23 protein-coding genes are annotated in these 22,930 nt (G+C 65.9%); 14 read left to right on the top strand and 9 right to left on the bottom strand.

What is annotated here, in order from left to right; genetic code table 11:
- Positions 1–36 precede the first annotated feature (36 nt).
- Positions 37–885 (bottom strand): IclR family transcriptional regulator, encoded by an 849-nt coding sequence (locus tag QCE62_RS05735; protein ID WP_309915377.1) that lies wholly within the window; start codon positions 883–885, stop codon positions 37–39.
- 252 nt (positions 886–1,137) lie between these two features.
- Between QCE62_RS05735 and QCE62_RS05740 the strand changes: the two genes are divergently transcribed.
- The 6 genes from QCE62_RS05740 to pcaC all read left to right on the top strand — a co-directional run bounded on the left by QCE62_RS05740 (position 1,138) and on the right by pcaC (position 6,357).
- The gene (locus QCE62_RS05740) at positions 1,138–1,830 is read left to right on the top strand and encodes a 3-oxoacid CoA-transferase subunit A (RefSeq protein ID WP_309808028.1); all 693 of its coding nucleotides are present in this window, start codon (positions 1,138–1,140) and stop codon (positions 1,828–1,830) included.
- Between the two features lie 25 nt (positions 1,831–1,855).
- Positions 1,856–2,512, top strand: a complete 657-nt coding sequence (locus QCE62_RS05745; RefSeq protein ID WP_309915380.1) for a 3-oxoacid CoA-transferase subunit B — start codon at positions 1,856–1,858, stop codon at positions 2,510–2,512.
- A 77-nt stretch (positions 2,513–2,589) separates the two neighbouring features.
- A complete protein-coding gene (pcaF, locus tag QCE62_RS05750) occupies positions 2,590–3,792 on the top strand; it encodes a 3-oxoadipyl-CoA thiolase (RefSeq protein ID WP_309915383.1) in 1,203 nt (400 codons plus the stop codon).
- A 4-nt stretch (positions 3,793–3,796) separates the two neighbouring features.
- A complete protein-coding gene (locus tag QCE62_RS05755) occupies positions 3,797–5,173 on the top strand; it encodes a 3-carboxy-cis,cis-muconate cycloisomerase (RefSeq protein ID WP_309915386.1) in 1,377 nt (458 codons plus the stop codon).
- A gap of 3 nt (positions 5,174–5,176) precedes the next feature.
- Positions 5,177–5,965 carry a 3-oxoadipate enol-lactonase gene (gene pcaD / locus QCE62_RS05760; RefSeq protein WP_309915389.1) on the top strand — a complete coding sequence of 263 codons (789 nt, stop codon included), beginning with the start codon at positions 5,177–5,179 and terminating at the stop codon, positions 5,963–5,965.
- Between the two features lie 2 nt (positions 5,966–5,967).
- Complete coding sequence (gene pcaC, locus QCE62_RS05765; protein ID WP_309808034.1) at positions 5,968–6,357, top strand: 4-carboxymuconolactone decarboxylase; 390 nt, start codon at positions 5,968–5,970, stop codon at positions 6,355–6,357.
- An 85-nt stretch (positions 6,358–6,442) separates the two neighbouring features.
- Here pcaC and QCE62_RS05770 read toward each other — a convergent pair whose 3' ends face one another.
- The gene (locus tag QCE62_RS05770; protein ID WP_309915392.1) at positions 6,443–7,744 is read right to left on the bottom strand and encodes a DUF3443 domain-containing protein; all 1,302 of its coding nucleotides are present in this window, start codon (positions 7,742–7,744) and stop codon (positions 6,443–6,445) included.
- A gap of 9 nt (positions 7,745–7,753) precedes the next feature.
- Entirely contained in the window at positions 7,754–8,215 is a 462-nt protein-coding gene (locus QCE62_RS05775; protein ID WP_309915393.1) for a DUF2844 domain-containing protein, read from the bottom strand.
- Positions 8,216–8,636: 421 nt separating this feature from the next.
- On the opposite strand from QCE62_RS05775, the gene bamC reads away from it, so the two are divergent.
- Both bamC and QCE62_RS05785 read left to right on the top strand, forming a co-directional pair.
- Complete coding sequence (gene bamC, locus QCE62_RS05780) at positions 8,637–9,890, top strand: outer membrane protein assembly factor BamC (protein WP_409017799.1); 1,254 nt, start codon at positions 8,637–8,639, stop codon at positions 9,888–9,890.
- 484 nt (positions 9,891–10,374) lie between these two features.
- The gene (locus QCE62_RS05785) at positions 10,375–10,665 is read left to right on the top strand and encodes a putative quinol monooxygenase (RefSeq protein WP_309808037.1); all 291 of its coding nucleotides are present in this window, start codon (positions 10,375–10,377) and stop codon (positions 10,663–10,665) included.
- Between the two features lie 21 nt (positions 10,666–10,686).
- On the opposite strand, the gene QCE62_RS05790 is transcribed toward QCE62_RS05785, so the two are convergent.
- From QCE62_RS05790 to QCE62_RS05800, 3 genes are all read right to left on the bottom strand, one after another.
- Positions 10,687–10,947 carry a DNA-binding protein gene (locus QCE62_RS05790; RefSeq protein WP_309919647.1) on the bottom strand — a complete coding sequence of 87 codons (261 nt, stop codon included), beginning with the start codon at positions 10,945–10,947 and terminating at the stop codon, positions 10,687–10,689.
- A gap of 160 nt (positions 10,948–11,107) precedes the next feature.
- On the bottom strand, positions 11,108–12,709 hold the full coding sequence (gene aceB, locus QCE62_RS05795) for a malate synthase A (protein ID WP_309919650.1): 1,602 nt from the start codon (positions 12,707–12,709) through the stop codon (positions 11,108–11,110).
- A gap of 87 nt (positions 12,710–12,796) precedes the next feature.
- Positions 12,797–13,576: a haloacid dehalogenase type II gene (locus QCE62_RS05800; protein ID WP_309919653.1), complete on the bottom strand. Its 780-nt coding sequence runs from the start codon at positions 13,574–13,576 to the stop codon at positions 12,797–12,799.
- A 192-nt stretch (positions 13,577–13,768) separates the two neighbouring features.
- On the opposite strand from QCE62_RS05800, the gene QCE62_RS05805 reads away from it, so the two are divergent.
- Positions 13,769–14,680 (top strand): LysR family transcriptional regulator, encoded by a 912-nt coding sequence (locus QCE62_RS05805; RefSeq protein WP_309915396.1) that lies wholly within the window; start codon positions 13,769–13,771, stop codon positions 14,678–14,680.
- 105 nt (positions 14,681–14,785) lie between these two features.
- Positions 14,786–15,220 (top strand): universal stress protein, encoded by a 435-nt coding sequence (locus tag QCE62_RS05810; protein WP_309808040.1) that lies wholly within the window; start codon positions 14,786–14,788, stop codon positions 15,218–15,220.
- Positions 15,221–15,332: 112 nt separating this feature from the next.
- Here the strand turns inward: QCE62_RS05810 and aceA are convergent, their stop codons facing one another.
- The 3 genes from aceA to QCE62_RS05825 form a co-directional block, all read right to left on the bottom strand.
- Positions 15,333–16,640, bottom strand: a complete 1,308-nt coding sequence (gene aceA / locus QCE62_RS05815) for an isocitrate lyase (protein ID WP_309915399.1) — start codon at positions 16,638–16,640, stop codon at positions 15,333–15,335.
- 397 nt (positions 16,641–17,037) lie between these two features.
- Positions 17,038–18,729, bottom strand: a complete 1,692-nt coding sequence (locus QCE62_RS05820; RefSeq protein WP_309915402.1) for a DEAD/DEAH box helicase — start codon at positions 18,727–18,729, stop codon at positions 17,038–17,040.
- Between the two features lie 508 nt (positions 18,730–19,237).
- Positions 19,238–19,507: an acyl-CoA-binding protein gene (locus tag QCE62_RS05825; protein ID WP_309915405.1), complete on the bottom strand. Its 270-nt coding sequence runs from the start codon at positions 19,505–19,507 to the stop codon at positions 19,238–19,240.
- Between the two features lie 182 nt (positions 19,508–19,689).
- Here QCE62_RS05825 and tsaB point away from each other — a divergent pair, with 182 nt between their 5' ends.
- From tsaB to QCE62_RS05845, 4 genes are read left to right on the top strand one after another with little or no spacing between them, the layout of a single operon-like run.
- A complete protein-coding gene (gene tsaB, locus QCE62_RS05830; RefSeq protein ID WP_309915409.1) occupies positions 19,690–20,487 on the top strand; it encodes a tRNA (adenosine(37)-N6)-threonylcarbamoyltransferase complex dimerization subunit type 1 TsaB in 798 nt (265 codons plus the stop codon).
- Positions 20,484–20,978, top strand: a complete 495-nt coding sequence (gene rimI / locus QCE62_RS05835) for a ribosomal protein S18-alanine N-acetyltransferase (RefSeq protein WP_309808045.1) — start codon at positions 20,484–20,486, stop codon at positions 20,976–20,978. The genes tsaB and rimI overlap by 4 nt, the downstream gene beginning before the upstream one ends.
- Positions 20,965–21,936: a uracil-DNA glycosylase family protein gene (locus QCE62_RS05840; protein ID WP_309915412.1), complete on the top strand. Its 972-nt coding sequence runs from the start codon at positions 20,965–20,967 to the stop codon at positions 21,934–21,936. The genes rimI and QCE62_RS05840 overlap by 14 nt, the downstream gene beginning before the upstream one ends.
- Positions 21,936–22,919 (top strand): DUF1853 family protein, encoded by a 984-nt coding sequence (locus tag QCE62_RS05845; RefSeq protein ID WP_309915415.1) that lies wholly within the window; start codon positions 21,936–21,938, stop codon positions 22,917–22,919. The genes QCE62_RS05840 and QCE62_RS05845 overlap by 1 nt, the downstream gene beginning before the upstream one ends.
- Positions 22,920–22,930 lie beyond the last annotated feature (11 nt).

A 22,930-nucleotide genomic window follows, 5' to 3' on the forward strand; every position in this document is an offset into this window, starting at 1 on the left:
CACTGCGTCCAATGCTTCAACCTGCGGAAAAACCCATCAGCCGCGCCGCGCGACCATGTCCGACACGCGCTGCGCGGCATCCAGCAAGGGCTCGAGAAAGGCCTTCACCATCTGCTTCGCGCTCTTGCGCTGGGCATTGCCGCTGATGTTGAGCGCCGCGATCACCCGGCCTTGCCGGTCGCGGATCGGCGCCGACATCGAGATCAGTCCTTCTTCCAGTTCCTGATCGACGATGGCCCAGCCTTGCGCGCGCACGACCGCAATGGCTTCCTTCAGCGCAGCGCGGTCGACGATCGTGCGCGGCGTGCGCGCCACCAGCGGATTGGCATCGAGGATGGCGTCGAGGCTGGCTTCGTCGAGCGCGGCGAGGAGGACCCGGCCCATCGACGTGCAGAACGCGGGCAGCCGGCTGCCGATCGAGAGGTTCTGCGTGATGATCTTGTGCGTCGGCACCCGCAGCACATAGACGATCTCCGCGCCGTTCAGCACGGCCGCCGAACAGCTCTCGTGCACCTGTCCGACCAGATCTTCCATGACCGGTTCGGCGAGATTCCAGAAGGGCATCGACGTCAGGTACGCGAAACCCAGGTCGAGGATTTTTGGCGTAAGTTGGAACAGGCGGCCGTCCGCCTCGACATAACCGAGCGCCTGCAAGGTGAGCAGGATGCGGCGCGCGCCGGCGCGCGTGAGCCCGGTGGCCGCGGCGACGTCGGTGAGGGTCTGGGCGGGCCGGCTGGCGTCGAAGGAACGGATCACCGACAGCCCGCGCGCGAAGGACTGCACATACGCGTCGCCGGGACGCGACTGTGCATCCGGTGCATCCGGCGCATGTGTCGTGTCGATCCCGGGAGCGGCTGAGGCTGAGGCTGAGGCTGAGGGTTTCATAGGCATGATCCAGGTGGCGCGAAGCAGCGGCAGCTCCGTGAAAACCCGCACTTCGACAGTGCTTCGTTGACACGGCAACAAACGCGGGACTACCATGCCGATGTTCGCTAAACGAATCCATGTTCGCATATCGAACATTCGCTGACAAGCTGATTCGCGAGTCAGCTGCAAGTCTGATTTCGAGCAGATAAACCCTGGAACGGGACGGATGCCTGCGGCGACCTCGGGCGTCCAGACTGGAGAAGAACGGCAATGATCAACAAGATTTTCGATTCGCTCGCCTCGGCCGTGGCCGACGTCCACGACGGCGCGACCATCATGATCGGCGGTTTCGGTACGGCGGGCATGCCGTCCGAGCTGATCGACGCGCTCATCGAGCAGGGCGCGCGCGATCTCACGATCGTCAACAACAACGCCGGCAATGGCGACATCGGCCTGGCCGCGCTGTTGAAGGCGAAGCGCGTGCGCAAGATCATCTGCTCGTTCCCGCGCCAGACCGATTCGCACGTGTTCGACGCGCTGTATCGCGCGGGCGAGATCGAGCTCGAACTCGTGCCGCAGGGCAATCTGGCCGAGCGCATCCGCGCGGCGGGCGCGGGCATCGGCGGATTCTTCACGCCGACGGGCTACGGCACCAAGCTCGCGGAAGGCCGCGAAACGCGCGAGATCGACGGCAAGCACTACGTGCTGGAGTCGCCGCTGCATGCGGACTTCGCGCTGGTGAAGGCATTCAAGGGCGACCGCTGGGGCAATCTGGTGTATCGCAAGACGGCGCGCAACTTCGGCCCGATCATGGCGAGCGCCGCGAAGACGGCCATCGTCCAGGTGTCGAAGGTCGTGCCGCTGGGCGAACTGGACCCCGAGAATATCGTGACGCCGGGCATTTTCGTGCAGCGCGTGGTGGAAGTGCCGCAAGCGGTGCATCAAGCCGAACTCGCTGCCTGAATGAACGTTGAGGAAGGATTTAGCCATGAAGAAACTCACTCGTGACGAAATGGCCCGGCGCGTGGCCGCGGACATTCCCGAAGGCGCCTACGTGAACCTGGGCATCGGCGTGCCGACGCTCGTCGCCAACCACCTCGCGGCGGACCGCGAGATCTTCCTGCACAGCGAAAACGGCCTGCTCGGCATGGGCCCGGCGCCGGCCAAGGGCGAGGAAGACGACGAACTCATCAACGCCGGCAAGCAGCACGTCACGCTGCTCACGGGCGGCGCCTATTTCCATCACGCGGATTCGTTCGCGATGATGCGCGGCGGCCATCTCGACTTCTGCGTGCTCGGCGCGTTCCAGGTGTCGGCGGACGGCGATCTCGCGAACTGGCACACCGGCGCGCCGGATGCGATTCCAGCGGTCGGCGGCGCGATGGATCTCGCAATTGGCGCAAAGCAGGTCTACGTGATGATGGAACTGCTGACCAAGCAGGGCGAAAGCAAGCTGGTTGCGCAATGCTCGTATCCGGTGACGGGCGTGCAGTGTGTGGATCGCGTGTACACGGACCTCGCCGTGTTCGACGTCACGCCGCAAGGCTTCGTCGTGCGGGAAATGGTGGAAGGCCTGTCGTTCGATGAGCTGCAGAAGCTCGCGCAGGTGCCGCTGCAATATGCCCCGCTGAGCGAAGCCGCCTGAACGGCATACCGAGCCCGAGCCGAAGCCCGAGCCCGAGCCTGAGCCTGAGAGACACAAGACAATACTGGAGCCAAGCAATGAAAGAAGCCTTCGTATGTGATGCGATCCGCACGCCGATCGGCCGTTACGGCGGCGCACTCTCGTCAGTGCGCGCCGACGATCTCGGCGCCGTGCCGCTGCGCGCGCTCATCGAACGCAACAAGGACGTGGACTGGGACGCGGTCGAGGAAGTGATCTACGGCTGCGCCAACCAGGCGGGCGAAGACAACCGCAACGTCGCGCGCATGTCGGCGTTGCTGGCGGGCCTGCCGGTCGGCACGCCGGGCTCGACCGTCAACCGCCTGTGCGGCTCCGGGATGGACGCGGTCGGCATTGCCGCGCGCGCGATCAAGGCGGGCGAAGCCACGCTGATGATCGCGGGCGGCGTGGAAAGCATGAGCCGCGCGCCGTTCGTGATGGGCAAGGCGACGAGCGCGTTCTCGCGCGCCGCCGAGATCCATGACACGACCATCGGCTGGCGCTTCGTCAATCCGCTGATGAAGAAGCAATATGGCGTCGATTCGATGCCGGAAACCGCCGAAAACGTCGCCGACGACTACAAGGTGAGCCGCGCCGATCAGGACGCGTTCGCGCTGCGCTCGCAGCAGAAGGCGGCCCGCGCGCAGCAGGACGGTACGCTGGCGCAGGAGATCGTCGCGGTGACGATCGCGCAGAAGAAGGGCGACCCGCTGGTCGTCGGGCGCGATGAACACCCGCGCGAAACCACGCTCGAGGCGCTGGCGAAGCTGAAGGGCGTCGTGCGGCCGGACGGTTCGGTGACGGCCGGCAATGCGTCGGGCGTGAACGACGGCGCGGTCGCCATGCTGATCGCCGACGAAGAAAGCGCGCAGCGTCACGGCCTCACGCCGCGCGCGCGCATTCTCGGCGTCGCCACGGCGGGCGTGCCGCCGCGCGTGATGGGCATCGGTCCGGCGCCGGCGTCGCAGAAGCTGCTGACGCGCCTCGGCATGAGCATCGACCAGATGGACGTGATCGAGCTGAACGAAGCGTTTGCCGCGCAAGGTCTCGCGACGCTGCGCATGCTCGGTGTGGCCGACGACGACGCCCGCGTCAACCCGAACGGCGGCGCCATCGCGCTGGGCCATCCGCTCGGCGCGTCGGGCGCGCGTCTCGTCACGACCGCGAGCTATCAGCTGCATCGCACCGGCGGCCGCTACGCGCTGTGCACGATGTGCATCGGCGTGGGCCAGGGCATCGCGATCGTCATCGAGCGCGTGTAAGCGCATGTTCGCAGCCACGGGACGTCTCACGGATCTGATCTGCGGCACCGAGGCCGCCAACGCGCTCTGGTCGCCGCGCGCGACCGTGCAGGCGATGCTCGACGTCGAAGCCGCGCTCGCGCGTGCGTCGGCGTTGCATGGCGTGATTCCGGCGAGCGCCGTGGACGCGATCGTCGCCGCGTGCCAGGCCGACGAGATCGACGCGCAAGCCTTGATGAGCGGCGCGCAGGCGGGCGGCAATCTGGCCATTCCGCTCGTCAAGCAGTTGACGGCCGTGGTCAAGGCGCGCGACGCCGAGGCCGCGAAGTATGTGCACTGGGGCGCGACGAGCCAGGACATCATCGACACGGGACTGATGCTGCAACTGCGCGCCGCGCTCGATCAGCTCGATGCTGACCTGCGCACGCTCGCCACGGCGCTCGCCGCGCAGGCGCAGGCGCACCGCGCGACGCCGATGATCGGGCGCACGTGGCTGCAGCAGGCGCTGCCGATCACGCTCGGTCTCAAGTTCGCGCAATGGCTCGACGCCATCACGCGCCAGCGCGCGCGCCTGGGCGAGCTGAAAGCGCGCGCGCTGGTGCTGCAGTTCGGCGGCGCGGCTGGCACGCTCGCGAGTCTGCGCGACCGCGCACTGCCGGTCGCGCAGTCGCTCGCGGACGATCTCCATCTGACGCTGCCAGTCCTGCCGTGGCATACGCAGCGCGACCGCATTGCGGAAGCCGCGGCCTGGTTCGGCATGCTGACGGGCACGCTCGGCAAGATCGCGCGCGACATCTCGCTGATGATGCAGACCGAGGTCGGCGAAGTCGCGGAGCCGGCGGCGGCGGGCAAGGGCGGTTCGTCGACGATGCCGCACAAGCGCAATCCGGTCGGCTGCGCGGCGGTGCTGACGGCCGCGACGCGCGCGCCGAATCTCGTCGCGACGATCTTCGCCGGCATGGTCCAGGAGCACGAACGCGCGCTCGGCGGCTGGCAGGCCGAATGGGAAGCGCTGCCCGACCTCGCGCGGCTCGCGGCGGGCGCGGTGGCGAATCTCAACGGCATCGTCGCGGGGCTGGAAGTGAACGCGGAACGGCTCGCGCAGAATCTCGATGCCACCCACGGCCTCGTGCTCGGCGAAGCGGTGATGCTGGCGCTGGGCGATGCCATCGGCCGGATGGAGGCGCACAAGCTGGTGGAAGGGGCATCGAAGGCGGCGGTCGCGAACGGCCGCCCGTTGCTCGAAGCACTCGCCGCCAACGAAACCGTGATGCGCCATCTGTCGCGCGCTCAACTCGAATCCTTGCTCGATCCGGCGAACTACGTCGGACAGGCGCAGTCGTTCGTCGATGCGGCCATCGCGAACGCCCATTTGAAAGAACCGAAAGAACAGGAGCGTTAAGACATGCCTCTTGCTGAAGTCAACGGAACCCGGCTTCACTATCGCGTCGATGCCACGGCGGGCGACAGCGCCCCGTGGCTCGTGCTGTCCAACTCGCTCGGCGCGGATGTGTCGATGTGGACACCGAACATCGAGGCCTTCGCGCAGCGTTACCGGGTCCTGCGCTACGACACGCGCGGCCACGGTCACTCGGACGTGCCGCCCGGGCCGTACACGATCGATCAGTTGATCGGCGACGTGATCGGCCTCATGGATCATCTGAAGATCGAGCGCGCGCACTACTGCGGCCTGTCGATGGGCGGCCTCACCGGCATCGGCCTCGCGGCGCGTCATCCAGAGCGCTTTGCGCGCGTCGTGTTGTCGAACACGGCGGCGCTGATCGGCTCGGACGCGGTGTGGACGCCGCGCGCCGCGAAAGCGCGCGAGCCGGGCGGCATGCCCGCGCTCACCGACGCCGTGATCGCGCGCTGGTTCACCGCGCCGTTCATCGAGCGCGAGCCGCTTGCGCTCGCCAACATCCGCGATGTGTTCCGCCATACGTCGGGCGAAGGCTACGCGTCGAATTGCGAAGCGATCCGCGACGCCGACCTGCGTGACGAAGCGAAGACCATCACGCTGCCGGTGCTGATGATCGCCGGTACGCACGATCTCTCGACGACCGCCGAGCAGGGCCGCGAGCTGGCGGGTTACATCGAAGGCGCGCGTTATCTCGAACTGGACGCGGCGCATTTGTCGAACATCGAAAAGCGCAACGAATACACCCGCGCCGTTCTCGACTTTCTTGGAGCATGAGCATGACCGATGACGAACGCTACGAAGCCGGGATGAAGGTACGCCGCGCGGTGTTGTCCGACGCGCACGTGGACCGGTCGCTTGCGAACCGCACCGAACTCACGACCGATTTCCAGAACTTCATCACGCGTTATGCATGGGGCGAGATCTGGACGCGCGACGGCCTGCCGCGGCACACGCGCAGCCTCATCACGATTGCGATGATGGTCGCGCTGAATCGCAGCGAGGAACTCGCGCTGCATCTGCGCGCCGCGAAGAACAACGGCGTGACGCAGGACGAGATCAAGGAAGTGCTGTTGCAGACGGCCGTGTATTGCGGTGTGCCGGCAGCTAACTCGGCGTATCACCTGGCGCAGAAAATCTTCGACGAAGAGAAGCAGAAGCAGGCCTAGCCGCGCGCGCGTTCTCGAAGCAGATATCGAAGCGGATCCTGAAGCTGTCCCGGCGCAAACCGGGACGGCTTTTTTCATGCGCGGTTCAGAACGCGTAGTAAGGACCGGCGCCGGCCGGCGTCGCGCGTTCCTGGAACGCCGTGAAGACGCGCCGGCCGAAGAAGAACGGCAAGCCCCAGGCGAAGCCACTGTTCGACGGCCCCGCGAGATTGTCGAAGGCGTAATTGCCGCTGCCGAACAGGCTCGTCGAGGACGCGACGCTGAAATTCACCGTGCTTTGCGCGCCCGCCGGCGAGCGGATCGTCGCGCTGAGCGACTGCGTCGTCGCCGGACAGAACCATGCGCCGCAGCGGGCGAGTGTCGTCGAGGGAAAGAACAGGCCGTTCGAACCGCTGTCGATGTAACTCGCGCCATAGGTCGTGCCGCCGAAATCCGTCGACACGTAGGCGCTCGACGCATTCGCGGCGAGCACCGTGGCCGAGCCGAGCGCATTGTTCGCCTGCGAGCCGATGCCGAAGGTCAGCGTGCCGTTGACGCTGAAGGCGCCGTCATCCGGCACGTCGGGCAGTTCGATCACGACGCCGTTGTTGTCGGTGGCGAAGTTCGCGACCGGATTCGTCACCTGCTGCGCGACCGCGAGCGGGCTTGCGGCGCACGCGCCCGACGTGCACTGGTAATACCAGCGCGGCATGGGCGCGCTGGCGCAGTTCGCGCCGCAATCGGCGACGAAAGGCCCGATGCCGAGAATGCCGTTGCCGCGCAGCGTGGTTGCGTTGAGCATCGACAGTCCCGACTGGTTGCAATCCTGCGCAACAGCGGGGACCGCCGGGTCGGCGATGATCTGCACCGACGTCGAGGCCGCCAGCTGGCCCGCGAGCCGGATGTCGGCCTGGCGCACCGCGCCCCACGTGTAGCCGGAACCGAACACGGCGCATTCCGCCATCGCCGAGCCGGACGTGCTGCCCGCGACGGGCGGCAGCGCCATCGTCGGATCGAGCGCGGAGGCCAGGACACGCAGACCGTGCGATCCGGTATCGACCTGAATGCCGTCGATGGTCTGGCAGGTGTTCGTGCCCGGCACGCAGAGCGTCACGCTGGTTTGCAGCATGTTGCGCGTGTCGGTGGAGGTGCGGGACACGGTGACGGGCTGCACGTTGGGCAACGACGATTGCACGACGGCCGTGCTCGCCGCGTCCGGCGCGCTTGCCTGTGCGGGTGCAGCCGAAGATGCGGGTGGCGCGGGTTGGGCGGTGGCGGTCCCGCGGGCGCTGGCCCCGCCCGCCGCGCCATCGCCTCCGCCACCGCCGCCGCAGGCAACCAGCAGCGAGCAGAGCGTCATGACGAGCAGCAGCGCGCAGGCTTCACGAAACGCTTCGAGGCAGGGCATGGCGGCCTCCTACTGAATGTCCGACGCGTTCACGCCGGGCGGCAGCGCGTTCGCGAGCCACGCGCGTCCGCTGAACTCGCGCAGGCGCATGTGGTTCTCGACGACCAGGTCTCCTGTCGCCACCTGCGCCGTGTGCAGTCCGAGCGCGCCCATCGATGCCAGCGCGCCTTCCCTGAACGTCTCGAAATGCGCGCCCAGGAGCGCCTGGATATCCGGCATCGCGGGCCCGCGCCAGGATACGGCGTAGACCGCGCCGTTTCCATCGACATACTCGCGGATGACGATCCCGTTCGCGTCGGTCGTTTCGCTGAAGGCCGGCAGGCCCGATTGCGCCCGCCGCATGACGGCGTCCGACGTTTCGTCCGACGCGCGCACCGTACCGCCGAGATGAGCCGTCGCGGTCGCCGTCAGCAGTAGAGAACATACCGCAAGCCCCCGCGCGATATTTTTAGGATGTCTGATCTTGGCCATCGAATCTCTCTCTCAGATTGGGAGTTTTCGTATTGTTTGAGAGGAGATTCTAGGGTTATGGTTAGCCTTCGCAATAGATGGCTGCTTTTGAACAGGTATACGCCGAATATTGCGCTCATCAAGAAAATCCAATATGAATCAGCGGGTTGGCGCGAACACGAACGGCAAACGCCGCCTTGATCAATCGTCATAAATTGTCATTTCTTGTCGGGTCGCTTTGGCAGCTCGTCCGAATGGTCCATCGGCGTCGGGCGTCGCAACGAAGGACCGAGATCGAATGCAACACAGGCTTGCCGACTCATGCCGCCGTGCCGGTCATGAGGGATATCCCGTGTTTTTGCACCAGCGCGCGCGGGATCGGTAAAATAACGGGTTGATCCACGGAAGAACGCCCGTGGCGTAGCGGAAGGACTTTCCAGACATGACAGATTTTCGTGTAACCAGGCGGGTAACCCAGCAGCTCACCACGCGGGCGGCCACGCGCATGGCTGCGCTGCTCGCGGTGGCAGGAATCGTGGCGGGATGCGGCTCGACCAATCCCAATGCGTTCAATTACAAGAGCGATCAGCGTTCGAAGCAGGTGTCTCTCGCCGTGCCGCCGAATCTGATCGACGAAGCATCCGACTCGCGCTCGCTGCCGCCGCAAGGCGGACAGGCCTCGCTCTCCGATCTCCAGCAAGTACAGAAAGTCGCCCCGAACGCGCCGACCGTCGTGCCGCCCGTCTCGGGCATGCACATCCAGCGGGACGGCGCCGAGCGCTGGCTCGTGGTCGACGGCAAGTCCCCTGATCAGGTGTGGCCGCAAATCCGTCGCTTCTGGCAGGAGCAGGGCTTTCTGCTGGTGGTGGATCAGCGCGACAAGGGCGTGATGGAAACGGACTGGAACGAAACCCATCCGCAGATTTCCGACGGCCTGATTCGCGACACGCTCGCCAAGGCCACCGGCAATTCGTATGTCACGGCCGAGCGCAACAAGTACCGGACGCGTCTCGAAAAAGCGCCGGACGGCGGCACCTACGTGTTCGTCAGCCAGAAGGGCATGCGTGAGGCGCTCACCGGCGTCAACAACGATTCGAGCCAGTGGCAGGCGCGTCCCAACGATCCCGCGCTCGAGAACGAATATCTGAAGCGGTTGATGTCCTCGCTCGCGTTGTCCGACCAGCGCGCGGCTTCAGGCGGCGCGACTTCGCTGGATACGCCGGCCGCCGTCGGCGCGGCAGGTGCAAGCGCGCAAGCTGCGAAGGGCGGCGATGCCAAGGCGGCTTCGGTCGCGGCACAGAACGTCGCGAATGCCGGCAACACGCCGATCCGCAACGAAGTCGTGCCCGAGGCCGATACCTCGCAAATCACCTTGCCGGAAGCCTACGATCGCGCGTGGCTGCGCGTGGGCACCGCGCTCGATCGCGCGAACTTCACCGTGGATGACCGGGATCGCGCCAAGGGCATGTACTACGTGCGCTACGTCGATCCGACCGACAAGACGTCGGCGGAGCAGGGCTTCTGGAGCCAGGTCTTCCACGGCCGCAAGGAAATGAAGGCCAAGCAGTATCAGGTCAACGTGCGGGCCGTGACGGAAGCGCAGACGCGCGTCGCGATTGTCGATGACAAGGGCAATCCGGATTCGTCGCCGCAAGCGCGTCAGATCATGGCGCTGCTCGCCGGGCAGATCAGCTGATCTCTCCCGCAAGACGCTACTCTTCGCAACGCCTCCTCCGGGAGGCGTTTTTGTTTGCATCGCTCGCGAAGATTCCAGCAAAAGCGGTCATCGCATGCTCGTTTCGTAATGCGCGCTAATGCGAAACTCGCCTTCGATATGCGCAGACAATTCTTTCGATCGGGAAATGTGCGCAAAAGCTTATAAAGAATAGGCCCATGGATAGTACATTGCATCAATGGCGCGAATCGCCGCTTGAACTTCTTCGACAAGCGAGTCATCCCGCGCAATGCACCAGACATGCCGAACATTGGCTCGCCATGCAGCGAGCCCCGATGGCCCCGTCGCCTATCCTCGTAGGGCGACGGTTTTTGCCCGCGTTTCCACCGAAACGCGGGCTTTTTCTTTGTGGCTTGCGCCTGTGTCGCGCTCATGTGATTCCGGCAGCGCATGACGCGGACGGTTATGCTCGTGCTTCGTCAATCAACGAAGACAGGAGAAGCTCATGTCGGAAGTCGCCGTTGTCGCGATATTCGTCGCGAAGCCGGGCAAGGAAGAGGAACTGAAGCAGGTGCTCGAAGCGAACGTCGAGCCGACGCGCAAGGAGCGCGGCGCATTGCAATACGACCTGCATCGCGACAACGAGGAGCCGCGCCGCTTCATCTTCGTCGAGCGCTGGGAGAGCCAGGACGCGCTCGACGCACACGGACAGGCGCCGCACATCCAGGCATTCCGCGCGAAGGCGCCGGCGCTGTGCGAACACGGCGAAGTGCGCAAGGCGACGAAGCTCCTCTGAGCCCGCAGGAGCGGGACGTTGTCAGTGCGTTTCGTGCGGCACGTCGAGAATGAGGATGATGGTCCAGTCGGCGTCGCCTTCGTGATGGTACTGGCGTTCCGCGACGATGAACGGCTGCTGCTTGCCGTCCGGACCGAGAAAGAGCACGTCGCCTTCCATCGGCAGGCATTCGATGGGCGGCAGCGCCAGGTATGCGTCCTTGCTGGCGTTGCGCGGCATCAGTTTTTCGATCTTGCGCGATGCCGCTTCGGTCCATTCGATATCGAGCTGGATGTTGCTCATGCTGTCGTTCGCACGGTGAGTGCGCTCCACGGTTGAATCGTTGAAAAAGGCGATGCGCAATGTAGCACACGCCATGCTCGGTCCATCATGCGCCTCAAACGAAAAAACGGCCCGCAGGCCGTTTTTCTCGCACGCTGAAGCTTCGTTGCGGACGACGCGCTCAGATCTCCTCGTACAGCGGGAGCGTCAGAAACTCGGTGAAGTCGGCCGAGGTCGACATCTCCTCGAAGATCTTCGCCGCGCGTTCATACGGCTTCGTGTCCGCGCCCGTTGCGCCGACGCTCATTCTCACCTTCTCCAGCTCGTCGATGGTGATCTCGCGCACCAGCGCGGCCGTGACCTTGCGGCCGTCGTCGAGCGAGCCCTTGGGCGAGCGGATCCACTGCCACACTTGCGAGCGCGAGATCTCGGCGGTCGCGGCATCTTCCATCAGGTTGTGGATCGGCACGCAGCCATTGCCCGCGAGCCACGAACCGAGATAGTGGATGCCGACGTTCACATTGTTGCGCAGACCGGCTTCGGTGATCGGCGCTTCCGGACGGAAGTCGAGCAGATCGTGCGCGGTGACCTGGACATCGGGGCGCTGCTTGCCGATCTGGTTCGGCTGATCGCCGAGCACGTCGACGAACGCTTTCATCGCGATCGGCACGAGGCCCGGATGCGCCACCCAGCCGCCGTCGTAGCCGTCGGTGGCGTCGCGCGTCTTGTCGGAGCGCACGCCGTCCATGGCGCGCTCGTTCGCCGCGGGATCGTTCTTGATCGGAATCAGCGCCGACATGCCGCCGATCGCCGGCGCATTGCGCTTGTGGCAGGTCTTCAGCAGTTCGAGCGCATAGGCGCGCATGAACGGCGAGGTCATCGTGATCTTCGCGCGGTCGGCGAGACAGAAGTCCGTGTCGTTCTTGAACTTCTTGATCGCCGAGAAGATGTAGTCCCAGCGGCCCGCGTTCAAGCCCGAGCTGTGCTCGCGCAGTTCGTAGAGGATCTCGTCCATTTCGAAGGCGGCGAGAATCGTCTCGACGAGCACGGTTGCGCGGATCGTGCCGCGCGGAATGGCGACCGCCTCCTGTGCCGCGACAAACACATCATTCCACAGGCGCGCTTCGAGATGGCTCTCCATCTTCGGCAGATAGAAGTAAGGACCGCTGCCGCGCGCGATCAGCTCGTGCGCGTTGTGGAACAGATAGAGCGCGAAGTCGAACAGGCCGCCGGACACGCGCTGGCCGTCGACGGTCACGTGCTTTTCGTCGAGATGCCAGCCGCGCGGACGGACGATCAGCGTCGCGGTCCTGTCGTTGAGCGTGTACGACTTGCCGTTCTGCTGCAGCGAGATCGTGCGGCGCACCGCGTCGCGCAGATTGATCTGACCGACGATCTGGTTGTCCCAGTTCGGCGCGTTCGAATCCTCGAAGTCGGTCATGTACGAATCGGCGCCGGAATTGAGCGCGTTGATGATCATCTTGCGCTCGACCGGACCCGTGATCTCGACGCGGCGGCATTGCAGATCCTTCGGCAGCGGCGCGACGGTCCAGTCGCTCTCGCGGATCGAGCGCGTGGCGTCGAGGAAATCGGGGCGCTCGCCGGCGTCGAGGCGTTGGGTGCGCTCGACGCGTGCAGCGAGCAAGTGCTGGCGGCGCGGTTCGAACTGACGGTGCAGCGCCGCGACCAGCTCGAGCGCTTCGGGCGTCAGGATGGCCTGGTAGTCCGGCTTGATGTCGGCCGAGATGGCCATGCCCTTCGGCAGCGCGAGCGGGTTCGAGATTGAGGTCATTGTTTTCTCCTTGGTCGGTCAGACGGTTTTGCTTGCTGGTTTTGCGTAGTGGCTTGCGTGGGATTGATGCGTGGCGATTCAGACCGCGGACGAACGGCGCGCGCTGCCTGCCGTACTGCCCGCTGTGCGGCTGCGCTCTCGCGCGGGCGGGCGCACCGCGCTCGCTTCGACGAACGCGACGAGATCCGCCATGCCGCGCCCGCGTCCATGCGGCGCGACGCCGAGTTCTTCGGCCGCCAGCGCCGCGCGATTGATCCAGAAACTCGTGTAGCCGAACCAGGTCGCTCCCGCGACGTTCCAGCCGCTGCCCGAGACGAACACGATGTCGCGCGGCGGCGCGTCGAAGGCGCGCGTGCCGAGTGCATACGCGGCGGGGGCGGGCGGATAGGCGCGCGCGGCATCGACGGACAGCACGTGATCGAACAGGCCGCTCATGCCGGCGCTTTTCACGGCGACCTCGAGCATCGGGGCGCTGCCGTTCGAGAGGATCGCGAGCGGCAGGTTGAAGCGGTCGCGCAGCGCCGTGAGCGCCGGCACGATGTCGGGAAACGTCGAGAGGCACGCGTATTCGTCGAGCAGGCGCTTTTCGGCGGCGCGGGTCAGCGCGTCGGCGAGCGCGAGACGCGCGGCGGCGTGGCGCAGCGCATCGACGGTGATCTTCCAGAACGGCTCGTAGTGCGTGCCGGCCGGGTCGGCGAGCGTACGCAATTGGGTGTATTCGATCTGCTTGCGGCGCCACAGCCGCGACAGCGCGACGCCGCGTCCCGGGAACAGCTGTTCGGCGGCGGCGACGACCGAATGGACGTCGAAGAGGGTGCCGTAGGCATCGAAGATGACGGCGCGCGGAAGCCGGGCCATGTCGGGGAGAGACAGGGGTGTCGCGTTTGCGGTGAGTGTCGTTCTGGCCGACATAGCCGTGCGCTCCGTGTAGAGGTCAGGACTGATTCTATTCGTGATCCAGGTGATGGAAAAAGCACCGCGACATCACTTGATCTTTTACTTTTTAATACCTAATCTGTGTCCGGTCTCCCTGAATGACGACGAAAACGCATGGATCGGTTCAAGCAGATAGAAACCTTCGCCTCGGTGGCAGCGAAAGGCAGTCTCTCGGCGGCGGCGCAGGCGGAAGGCATCGCGCCGGCCGTGATCGGACGCCGGCTTGACGCGCTCGAAGAGCGTCTTGGCGTCAAGCTGCTGGTGCGCACCACGCGCAGGATCACGCTGACCTTCGAAGGTTCGGCGTTCCTGGAGGATTGCCAGCGCATCATCAACGACATGCAGAACGCCGAGGCCAGCGTATCGGCGGGCGGCGTGAAGGCGAGCGGGCACTTGCGTGTGTCGGCGCCGGCGGGATTCGGCCGGCGGCATGTCGCCTCGCTGGTGCCGCGCTTCACCGCGCAGCATCCGGATGTGTCGGTGAGCCTCGACCTGACCGACCGCATGGTCGATCTCGTCAATGAAGGTTTCGACTGCGCCGTGCGGCTCGGAGAATTGCCGGATTCGTCGCTGGTGTCGCTGAAGCTCGGCGAGAACCGGCGCGTGTGCGTCGCGTCGCCGGACTATCTGGCGCGCCGCGGCACGCCCGCCGATCTCGCCGCGCTCGCCCAGCACAATTGCCTGGCGCTCGGGGCATCGGCGAATCAGCAGCGCGGCTGGGTGTTCCAGCAGGACGGCCGGGTCGTGACGATCAAGGTGTCGGGCACGATGGAATGTTCCGACGGCGCGGTCCTGCATGAATGGTGTCTGGAAGGCCGTGGACTGGCGTGGCGCTCGTGGTGGGAGGTCGGCGAGGACATCGGTGAAGGACGGCTCGTGAGCGTGCTCGAAGGCTTTGCTGCGCCGCCCATCGGCATTCACGCGGTGTTTCCGCAGCGCCGGCATCTGCCGCTGCGCGTGCGCCTGTTCCTCGATCTGCTCAAGCATACGTACAACGCTCCGGGATATTGGGGCGACGAGGCGTAGCAGGGACGTTCGCTCCGGCACGCCGGGCAGTCCGGCGCGAAACGTCTCGCCGCCGCGCGGCCCTGACTACAATGAAGCGTGCCCCGAGGTTCGAAGGAGGACGCCATGTTCAAGCACATCCTGGTGCCGACCGACGGCTCCGAGCTGTCGCAGAAGGCCATCGACGGCGCGATCGATCTCGCGCAATCCGTTGGCGCGCGCATCACGGCTTATGCGTGTCTGCCGCAATATCCGTATTCGCCGTTCGCGGATGTCGCCGTCGAGCCGCCCGACGATTTCCACGCCCGCGCCGAGAACGAAGCCCGCGAGCATCTGCATGCGGTCATGCGCGCCGCCGACGACGCCGGCGTGCCCTGCAACAGCGTCACGAGCATCGAGGCGGCGCCGTATATCGGCATCATCGAAGCGGCGGAGCAGAATGGCTGCGACGTCATCCTGATGGCGTCGCATGGACGCCGCGGGCTCGGCAGCCTGTTGATCGGCAGCGAGACGCAGCGCGTGCTCACGCACACCAAGATTCCTGTGATCGTGTATCGCTGAGAACCGGCCAGTGCGCAGCGGCCGCCGCCCGCTTTCGCGAGGACGGCGGCCGCCGCTTTCTTCACTACGCTCCCTGATTCAGCCTGTTACCGCGTGATGATCGACGCGAGGGTCAAGCCACCTTCTTGTCGAAGAACTGCTCGTCTTCCGTCGAGCCGTGCAGCGCGGTGGTCGATGCGTCGCGCTCGACCGTCTGCGTGACCGCGTCGAAATAGCCGGTGCCCACTTCGCGCTGATGCTTGACCGCCGTGAAGCCCTTGTCGGCGGCGGCGAACTCGGCCTGCTGCAGTTCGACGAACGCGCTCATCTGCGAACGGGCGTAGCCGTGCGCGAGGTTGAACATCGAGTAGTTCAGCGCGTGGAAGCCCGCGAGCGTGATGAACTGGAACTTGTAGCCCATCGCGCCGAGTTCGCGCTGGAACTTGGCGATGGTCGCGTCGTCGAGATTCTTCTTCCAGTTGAACGACGGCGAGCAGTTGTACGACAGCATCTTGCCCGGGAATTCCTTGTGGATCGCCTCGGCGAATTTCTTCGCGTATTCGAGGTCCGGCTTGCCCGTCTCGCACCACACGAGATCCGCGTAGGGCGCATAGGCGAGACCGCGCGACACCGCCTGCTCCAGACCCGGCTTCGTGCGGAAGAAGCCTTCCACGGTGCGCTCGCCGGTGAGGAACGGCTTGTCGTTGTCGTCGATGTCGGAGGTGACGAGATCGGCGGCTTCGGCGTCCGTGCGGGCGATCAGCAGCGTCGGCGTGCCGCAGACGTCGGCGGCGAGGCGCGCGGCCGTCAGCTTGGCGACGTTTTCGCGGGTCGGCACGAGCACCTTGCCGCCCATGTGGCCGCACTTCTTGACTGAAGCCAGCTGATCCTCGAAGTGCACGCCGGCCGCGCCGGCTTCGATCATCGCCTTCATCAGTTCGAACGCGTTGAGCACGCCGCCGAAGCCTGCTTCGGCGTCGGCCACGATCGGCGCGAAGTAGTCGAGGTAGCCTTCATCGCCGGGATTCTTGCCTTCCGACCACTGGATCTGGTCGGCGCGCGTGAGCGTGTTGTTGATGCGCTTGACGACGAGCGGCACCGAATTGGCCGGATACAACGACTGGTCGGGATACATTTCGCCCGCGACGTTGGCGTCGCCCGCCACCTGCCAACCCGACAGATAGATGGCCTTCAGGCCGGCCTTGACCTGCTGCATCGCCTGGTTGCCGGTCAGCGCGCCGAGCGCGTTGACGAACGGCTCTTCGTTGATCGACGCCCACAGCTTCTCCGCGCCACGCCGCGCGAGCGTGTGCTCCACCGGCACCGAGCCGCGCAGGCGCACGACGTCGTCCGCCGAGTAGCCACGCTTGATGCCCTTCCAGCGCGGGTCGCTTTCCCATTGCTGATGGAGTTGCTGAGCGAGTTGTTGACGTGAGGTCATGGCGTTTCTCCTTGAGATTGGAATGAACGGCGATTCGTGAAGCGGTGATTTTTCCTGGACTTGAGCTTGGTGCGCCGTATCGGGCGCTGTGTGTTTGCTCAACTCTTATATAAGAGTCTAGGCAAACGACGCCGCGCGAAACACCCCTTGTGAGCAGAAATTGCGAATCTTTTTATTGTTTAGAATCAGTAATTTAAGATTTATATTTCGTCATTCGGAATTGCATTTCCTATGTTGCAATGCGTAAATTTGTGCCGCGCAGCACATCTTTTGCGACACAAAAGGCCATTGCGCATCGTGAAATATGGCGACAAGGCGAAAAAAAACCGATGCACGGGGCATCGGTTTTCTGGTGAAACCGGAAGCGGCGCGTGGCCGCTTCCTGTCAAACGAGGGCTTAGTTGCCGCGGCGCGGTGCGCGCGGGCCGTCGTTGCGGCGTGCGCTGTAGCCGTCGCGCGAGCCATAGCCGCCTTCGCCGCGATTGCCGCCACGATAACCACCGTCGCTGTTGCCGCCACGATAACCACCGTCGCTGTTGCCGCCACGATAACCACCGTCGCTGTTGCCACCGCGATAGCCGCCTTCGCTGTTGCCACCGCGATAACCGCCTTCACGCGAGCCGGCATTCGGCTTGTTGCCGTAGCCGCTGGCGTTGCTCGGGCCGTAGCCTCGGCCGCTGCTGCTGCCGCCGCCATTGCCGAAGCGTCGGCCGCCACCGCCGTTGCCGCCCGGACGGCCGCGGCCGCCGCCGAAACCGCCCTTCGGCGGGCTCTTGCGCGGCTCGAAGCCGACCACGACATTCACCGGCAGCGGCGCACGCACGAAACGCTCGATGCGCTTGAGCGCGCCCATCTCGGCGTAATGCACGAGGCTGACGGCGGTGCCGCTGCGGCCCGCCCGGCCGGTGCGGCCGATGCGGTGCACGTAGTCTTCAGCGAACTTCGGCAGGTCGTAGTTGAAGACGTGCGTGATGCCCGGAATGTCGATGCCGCGAGCCGCGACGTCGGTCGCCACCAGCACGCGCACACGGCGCTCGCGCAGCGCGCGGATGGTGCGGTTGCGTGCGCCTTGCGGCAGGTCGCCGTGCAGCGCGGCAGATTCGAAGCCGGCGTCGGCGAGACGGTTGGCGATCAGGTCGGCGTCGCTCTTGGTCGCCGTGAAGACGATCGCCTGGTCCAGCGCGTCGTCGCGCAGCAGGTGGTCGAGCAGGCGGTCTTTGTGATCGCGGTCATCCACATAGTGCACGGTCTGCGCGATGTTGCTCTTCGCTTCGAGCTTCTGGACGATCTCGATGCGCTCCGGATCCTTCAGCAGGCGGCCAGTCAGCGAGCTGATCTTGCCGTCGATGGTCGCCGAGAACAGCAGCGTCTGGCGCGAGGCCGGCGTGGCGTCGACGATCGTCTCGATGTCTTCGATGAAGCCCATGTCGAGCATGCGGTCGGCTTCGTCGAGCACGAGCATGTTCAGTTCGGACAGGTCGATACGGCCGCGCTCGAGGTGATCGATCAGGCGGCCCGGCGTGGCGACGAGAATCTCGGGGTTCTTCGCGAGCAGCATCAATTGCTGACCGTACGCGACACCGCCAAGGATGCTGACGGTACGCAGGCGGCGCAGGTGCTTGCCGTAGGTGGAAGCAGCGGTCGAGACTTGCATCGCGAGTTCGCGGGTCGGCGTCAGCACGAGCAGCTTCGGACGTGCGATCGGCTGCGGACGACGGCCGCGCGCGGCGTTCGGGTCACGCGGCGGGCGCGGTTGCTGGGCTTCCAGCTTTTGCATCTGCGAGAACTTCTCGATGGCGGGCAGCATGAACGCGGCCGTCTTGCCCGAACCGGTCGGGCTGGAGACGAGCAGGTCGCGGCCGGCGAGCGCGGCGGGAATCGCGCGCTGCTGCACGGGCGTCGGGCTGGCGTAGCCTGCGGCGGTCAATGCGGAGATGATGTCTTCCGAAAGACCGAGCGATTCGAAAGTGGGGCCGGTGGGCACGTCGGCTGCCGGGGCGGCTGCGGCGACGGGCGTGTCGGTGGTGGGGGTGAGGCCAATGTCTGCTGCGAGGTTGTCCAACGGGCTAGCGGTGAAGCTCGAAGTCATGTCGATCCTTGAAACGAGGAATAAGGCGTCGGCGCCAATCGGCATACCCAAGTCGTTGGATTCAGCGAGCGAAAAAACAGCGAGCAAATCGAAAAACGAAGGTCACTCACGCGAACGGGCGGTGAGTCTCTTTGTTAGAAGCTGTATCGGATACGGCAGGCCCGTTCGGCCGGAACCGAGCGATGGGCGCTGACGTCAGCCTGATGCATGACGGGCCGGGGACACTGACTGCGTGCAAAGCAACGCAAAACGGCCTAGCAGGGAGGGGACAGTTTCTAAACTGGATTGGAGCGAAACGCTACGATGTGCCTTGCTGCAAGAGGCCTGGCTGAGAAGCCGGGCAGCCGCCGCACGACACAGAAGCGTAAGTATATAGGAATTTGCTGCACCGCGCCAGATCATGACGCCGTTTTGGCGCATTCGCGCGCCAGGGACGGGCATGAGCAGATGCGGTGCGGTTCGTTTCGGGGAATGTTCGCGCCTGAATGACGCAGCGAGCCCCGCAGGCTCAGGTCGCTTCGCCGCGTTTCAACGATTCGACGAGTTCGACGTAGCGCGCCTTGGCTTCGTCGGCGGGCGTGCCTTTCAGCGCTTCCCACGCTTCGAACTTGAACTTGCCGGCGATATCGGTGAAGCCGGGCTTTTCGCCCTGGATGTCGCCGAGGCTGCCTTGCTTGAAGAGCGCATACAGGCGCAGCAGCGTGAGATTGCCGGGCCGCTCGGGCAACTCGGTGACGTCGGTTTGGGCCTGCACGAATTGCTGCTCGATCTCGGTCATGCGTGCTCCATTCGGGTTGAAAAGGCTGCGGTCGATCTTAGCAAGCGCCACGCGCTTTGCCTGTCGAGGCTTTCTTCGAACCGGGCACGCCTTCCAGACGCGCGCGCCTCCTGTCGTAAGCGTCGATGGCGCGAAACCGGTGCAGGTGTCGCATTACAATACCGGCTATGACACGCACTGCCATGCCCACAGCCACACGCACAGTCCTGCTGGCTCTCGACACATCGACCGAGTTCTGCTCAGTCGCGCTGTTACTCGCCGATTCCGCTTCTCCTTCCCCTGACACCGCCATCCCGTCCGTCGCGCCGCAGTATGCGAGCGGCGCGGTGCGCGCCTGGTTCCGCCACGAGGCCACCGGCGCGGTGTCCAGCACCCGCCTGCTGCCCGCGGTGCGCGAGCTGTTCGACGACGCGGGCCTCGCACTCGCCGATTGCGGCGCCATCGCGTTCGGCGCGGGTCCGGGGTCGTTCACCGGTCTGCGCACGGCAACGGGCGTCGCTCAGGGGCTGGCGTTCGGACTGAATGTGCCGGTGGTGCCGGTGAGCACGCTGCTCGCCTGCGCCGAAGCGGCGCGCCTGCACGATCCCGCCGCGCCGCAGCGCGTGCTCGCCGCGCTCGATGCGCGCATGGACGAGGTCTACTGGGCCGACTACGCCTACGACGCCGCGTCGGACGAGTGGCGCACGCTGCATCCGGCCGCGCTCGATGCGCCCGGCGCGCTCGCGCTGCCCGATGTGCCGTTCACGCTGGCCGGCAACGCCGCGGCGGCTTTCAGCGAGCGGCTGCCGGCGCTTGCCGCCGCCGCACACGTGGATCGCGAGGCGCTGCCGCATGCGTTGCCCGTCGCGCTGCTCGGCTTGCGGGCGTGGCGCGCGGGCCGTACCGTCGCACCCGAACACGCGGCGCCGGAATACGTGCGCGACAAGGTCGCGCAGACCACGGCCGAGCGCATGCGGGCCCGCGAGGAGGCGCTGCGGTGAGCGGCGTGCTGCTGGCGGACCGGTATCTCACGCCGATGACCGAAGCCGACCTCGACGAAGTCGCCGCGGTCGAGAAACTCGCCTATGAGTTTCCGTGGAGCCGCGGCAATTTCCAGGATTCCTTGCGCAATGGGTATTACGGCGTCTGCCTGCGGCATGTGACGGGCACGCTGATCGGCTATTGCGTGCTGATGCCGGTGGTCGACGAGATGCATCTGCTGAACCTGTGTGTCGCGCCGGCGGCGCAGCGCGCGGGCGCGGGGCTCACGCTGCTGCGCGAGGCGGTGCGCATCACGCGTTCTGAAAAGCTCGAAGGCGTGCTGCTCGAAGTGCGGCCGTCCAATCCGCGCGCCATCCAGCTATACGAACGCTTCGGCTTTACCGCCATCGGGCGCCGCAAGAACTATTACCCCGCGCGGCATCGCTCGCGCGAGGACGCAATCGTCATGCGTCTGTCGTTTTCGAAGGAGAGTGCGCATGGCGCTCGATGAATCGCTGATCGAAGAACTTGGAATCGGGCCGGTGTGGGTCCGGCGCGCGGCGGCCAAGGCGCCCGCGATGCAGGCGGACGCGCCCGAAGTGCAAGCAACGGCTGCGGGGGTTGGGGAAGCGCCGCCCCCCACGGATCGAAGGGAAGTGCATGCCGCATCGCCCTTGCCGGCCTCACGGCCCGAAGCCGCGCAACCGAAAGCCGAGCGGCCGGAAGCGCCGTCCGCTTCCGACCTCCCGCCGCTCGACGCCTACGACGATCTCCCCTGGGCCGACGAAGCGCCCGCCGCCCCCGAACCCGCGCTGGCCGACGCCCCCGGCGACCTCGACATCGCCACGCTCGACTGGGATGCGCTCGCCGACCGTGTCTCGAACTGCCAGCGCTGCCGTTTGTGCGAGCGGCGCACGAACACGGTTTTCGGCGTCGGCGATCGCGAGGCGGACTGGATGCTGATCGGCGAGGCACCGGGCGAGAACGAGGACAAGCAGGGCGAGCCGTTCGTCGGCCAGGCGGGCAAGCTGCTCGACAACATGCTGCGCGCGCTCACGCTGTCGCGCGTGTCGAACGTCTATATCGCCAACGTCATCAAGTGCCGTCCGCCCGGCAACCGCAATCCCGAGCCTGATGAAGTCGCGCGCTGCGAGCCGTATCTGCAACGGCAGGTCGCCCTGGTGAAGCCGAAGGTGATCGTCGCGATGGGACGCTTCGCCGCGCAAAGTCTGCTCAAGAGCGATGCCAGCATTGCGTCGCTGCGCGGGCGCGTGCATGCGTATCAGGGCGTGCCGGTGATCGTCACGTATCACCCGGCCTATCTGCTGCGCAGTCTGCAGGACAAGTCGAAGGCCTGGGCCGATCTCTGTCTCGCGCGCGCGACCCATCGCGACGCGCTCACGGCGCTCGGCGTCCAGCCCGGCGCCGGGGAAGACGCGCGGCAAGCATCGGGGAAGGGCGGCCGCTGATGGCGGTCACGGCGAGCGAACTGACGCGCCTCGTCGAACGTTTCGACGACGTCACCGTGCGCGACCTCGCCTGGCTGCTGTTCGCGCCGGATCTGCTGAGCGGCGCGGACGCGGAACTGGCACAGCCGGTCGCGTCCGCCGCCGAATACGACGCGACGCTCGCCTGGCTCACGCAACTCGACACCGCGCCGCAGAGCCTGCATGAACACGCACGCGATCCGCGCTTCACCCGTCTCGGCATCTACGCGGAAAGTCTGCTGCGCTACTTTCTCGTTCATGGGCCGGCGGCGCGTCTCGTCGCGGCGAACGTGCCGGTACGGCGCCAGCGCCAGACCATCGGCGAATGCGACTTCCTGCTCGAAGGCGCCAATGGCGCGAAGCTGCACTGGGAACTGGCGGTGAAGTTCTATCTGCATATCGGCGACGGCTCGGGCGACCCCGCCTCTACTGCGCGGCTGTCCGATTATGTCGGCCCGAACCTGCAGGATCGCTTCGATCTCAAGCACGCGCGTCTGCTCACGCATCAGCTCGGGCTGACCGCGCGCGCCGAATTCGCGGCGCTCGGCTTCGACGGTCCCTGGCGGGCGCAATCCTTCATCAAGGGCCGGCTCTTCTATCACGGCCTGCATGCCGAGGCGGTCAGGCCTGCGCCCGAGATCGGCGCGAACCATGTGCGCGGCTGGTGGCTGACGGCGTCGGAATGGCGGGCGGCGCGTGCCGCGTCTTCGCACGGCGAACGCGCCTGGGTCGTGCAGCCGCGCATGGCGTGGCTCGCGTCGCGCCGGATCGATGCAGCGGCCGCCGACGCGCTCGTGGCCGAATCGGACGAAATCGCCCTGCGCCTCGCTCACGCGGCGACGCCGACGATGATCGCCACCTACGCGCGCAACGAGGCGGAAGATTGGGTCGAGGAATCGCGCGGCTTCATCGTGCCGGACGGATGGCCGGACGCCGCGCGCGCCTTCGCCCGACAGGCAGTCTGACGTCAATCAGG

Source organism: Caballeronia sp. LZ033 (genome assembly GCF_031451265.1).
GTDB lineage: Bacteria > Pseudomonadota > Gammaproteobacteria > Burkholderiales > Burkholderiaceae > Caballeronia.

Coding starts and splice junctions, on each gene's coding strand:
- QCE62_RS05735 (WP_309915377.1), bottom strand. CDS start 885: ATGAAACCCTCAGCCTCAGCCTCAGCCTCAGCCGCTCCCGGGATCGAC.
- QCE62_RS05740 (WP_309808028.1), top strand. CDS start 1,138: ATGATCAACAAGATTTTCGATTCGCTCGCCTCGGCCGTGGCCGACGTC.
- QCE62_RS05745 (WP_309915380.1), top strand. CDS start 1,856: ATGAAGAAACTCACTCGTGACGAAATGGCCCGGCGCGTGGCCGCGGAC.
- pcaF (WP_309915383.1), top strand. CDS start 2,590: ATGAAAGAAGCCTTCGTATGTGATGCGATCCGCACGCCGATCGGCCGT.
- QCE62_RS05755 (WP_309915386.1), top strand. CDS start 3,797: ATGTTCGCAGCCACGGGACGTCTCACGGATCTGATCTGCGGCACCGAG.
- pcaD (WP_309915389.1), top strand. CDS start 5,177: ATGCCTCTTGCTGAAGTCAACGGAACCCGGCTTCACTATCGCGTCGAT.
- pcaC (WP_309808034.1), top strand. CDS start 5,968: ATGACCGATGACGAACGCTACGAAGCCGGGATGAAGGTACGCCGCGCG.
- QCE62_RS05770 (WP_309915392.1), bottom strand. CDS start 7,744: ATGCCCTGCCTCGAAGCGTTTCGTGAAGCCTGCGCGCTGCTGCTCGTC.
- QCE62_RS05775 (WP_309915393.1), bottom strand. CDS start 8,215: ATGGCCAAGATCAGACATCCTAAAAATATCGCGCGGGGGCTTGCGGTA.
- bamC (WP_409017799.1), top strand. CDS start 8,637: ATGACAGATTTTCGTGTAACCAGGCGGGTAACCCAGCAGCTCACCACG.
- QCE62_RS05785 (WP_309808037.1), top strand. CDS start 10,375: ATGTCGGAAGTCGCCGTTGTCGCGATATTCGTCGCGAAGCCGGGCAAG.
- QCE62_RS05790 (WP_309919647.1), bottom strand. CDS start 10,947: ATGAGCAACATCCAGCTCGATATCGAATGGACCGAAGCGGCATCGCGC.
- QCE62_RS05800 (WP_309919653.1), bottom strand. CDS start 13,576: ATGGCCCGGCTTCCGCGCGCCGTCATCTTCGATGCCTACGGCACCCTC.
- QCE62_RS05805 (WP_309915396.1), top strand. CDS start 13,769: ATGGATCGGTTCAAGCAGATAGAAACCTTCGCCTCGGTGGCAGCGAAA.
- QCE62_RS05810 (WP_309808040.1), top strand. CDS start 14,786: ATGTTCAAGCACATCCTGGTGCCGACCGACGGCTCCGAGCTGTCGCAG.
- aceA (WP_309915399.1), bottom strand. CDS start 16,640: ATGACCTCACGTCAACAACTCGCTCAGCAACTCCATCAGCAATGGGAA.
- QCE62_RS05820 (WP_309915402.1), bottom strand. CDS start 18,729: ATGACTTCGAGCTTCACCGCTAGCCCGTTGGACAACCTCGCAGCAGAC.
- QCE62_RS05825 (WP_309915405.1), bottom strand. CDS start 19,507: ATGACCGAGATCGAGCAGCAATTCGTGCAGGCCCAAACCGACGTCACC.
- tsaB (WP_309915409.1), top strand. CDS start 19,690: ATGCCCACAGCCACACGCACAGTCCTGCTGGCTCTCGACACATCGACC.
- QCE62_RS05840 (WP_309915412.1), top strand. CDS start 20,965: ATGGCGCTCGATGAATCGCTGATCGAAGAACTTGGAATCGGGCCGGTG.
- QCE62_RS05845 (WP_309915415.1), top strand. CDS start 21,936: ATGGCGGTCACGGCGAGCGAACTGACGCGCCTCGTCGAACGTTTCGAC.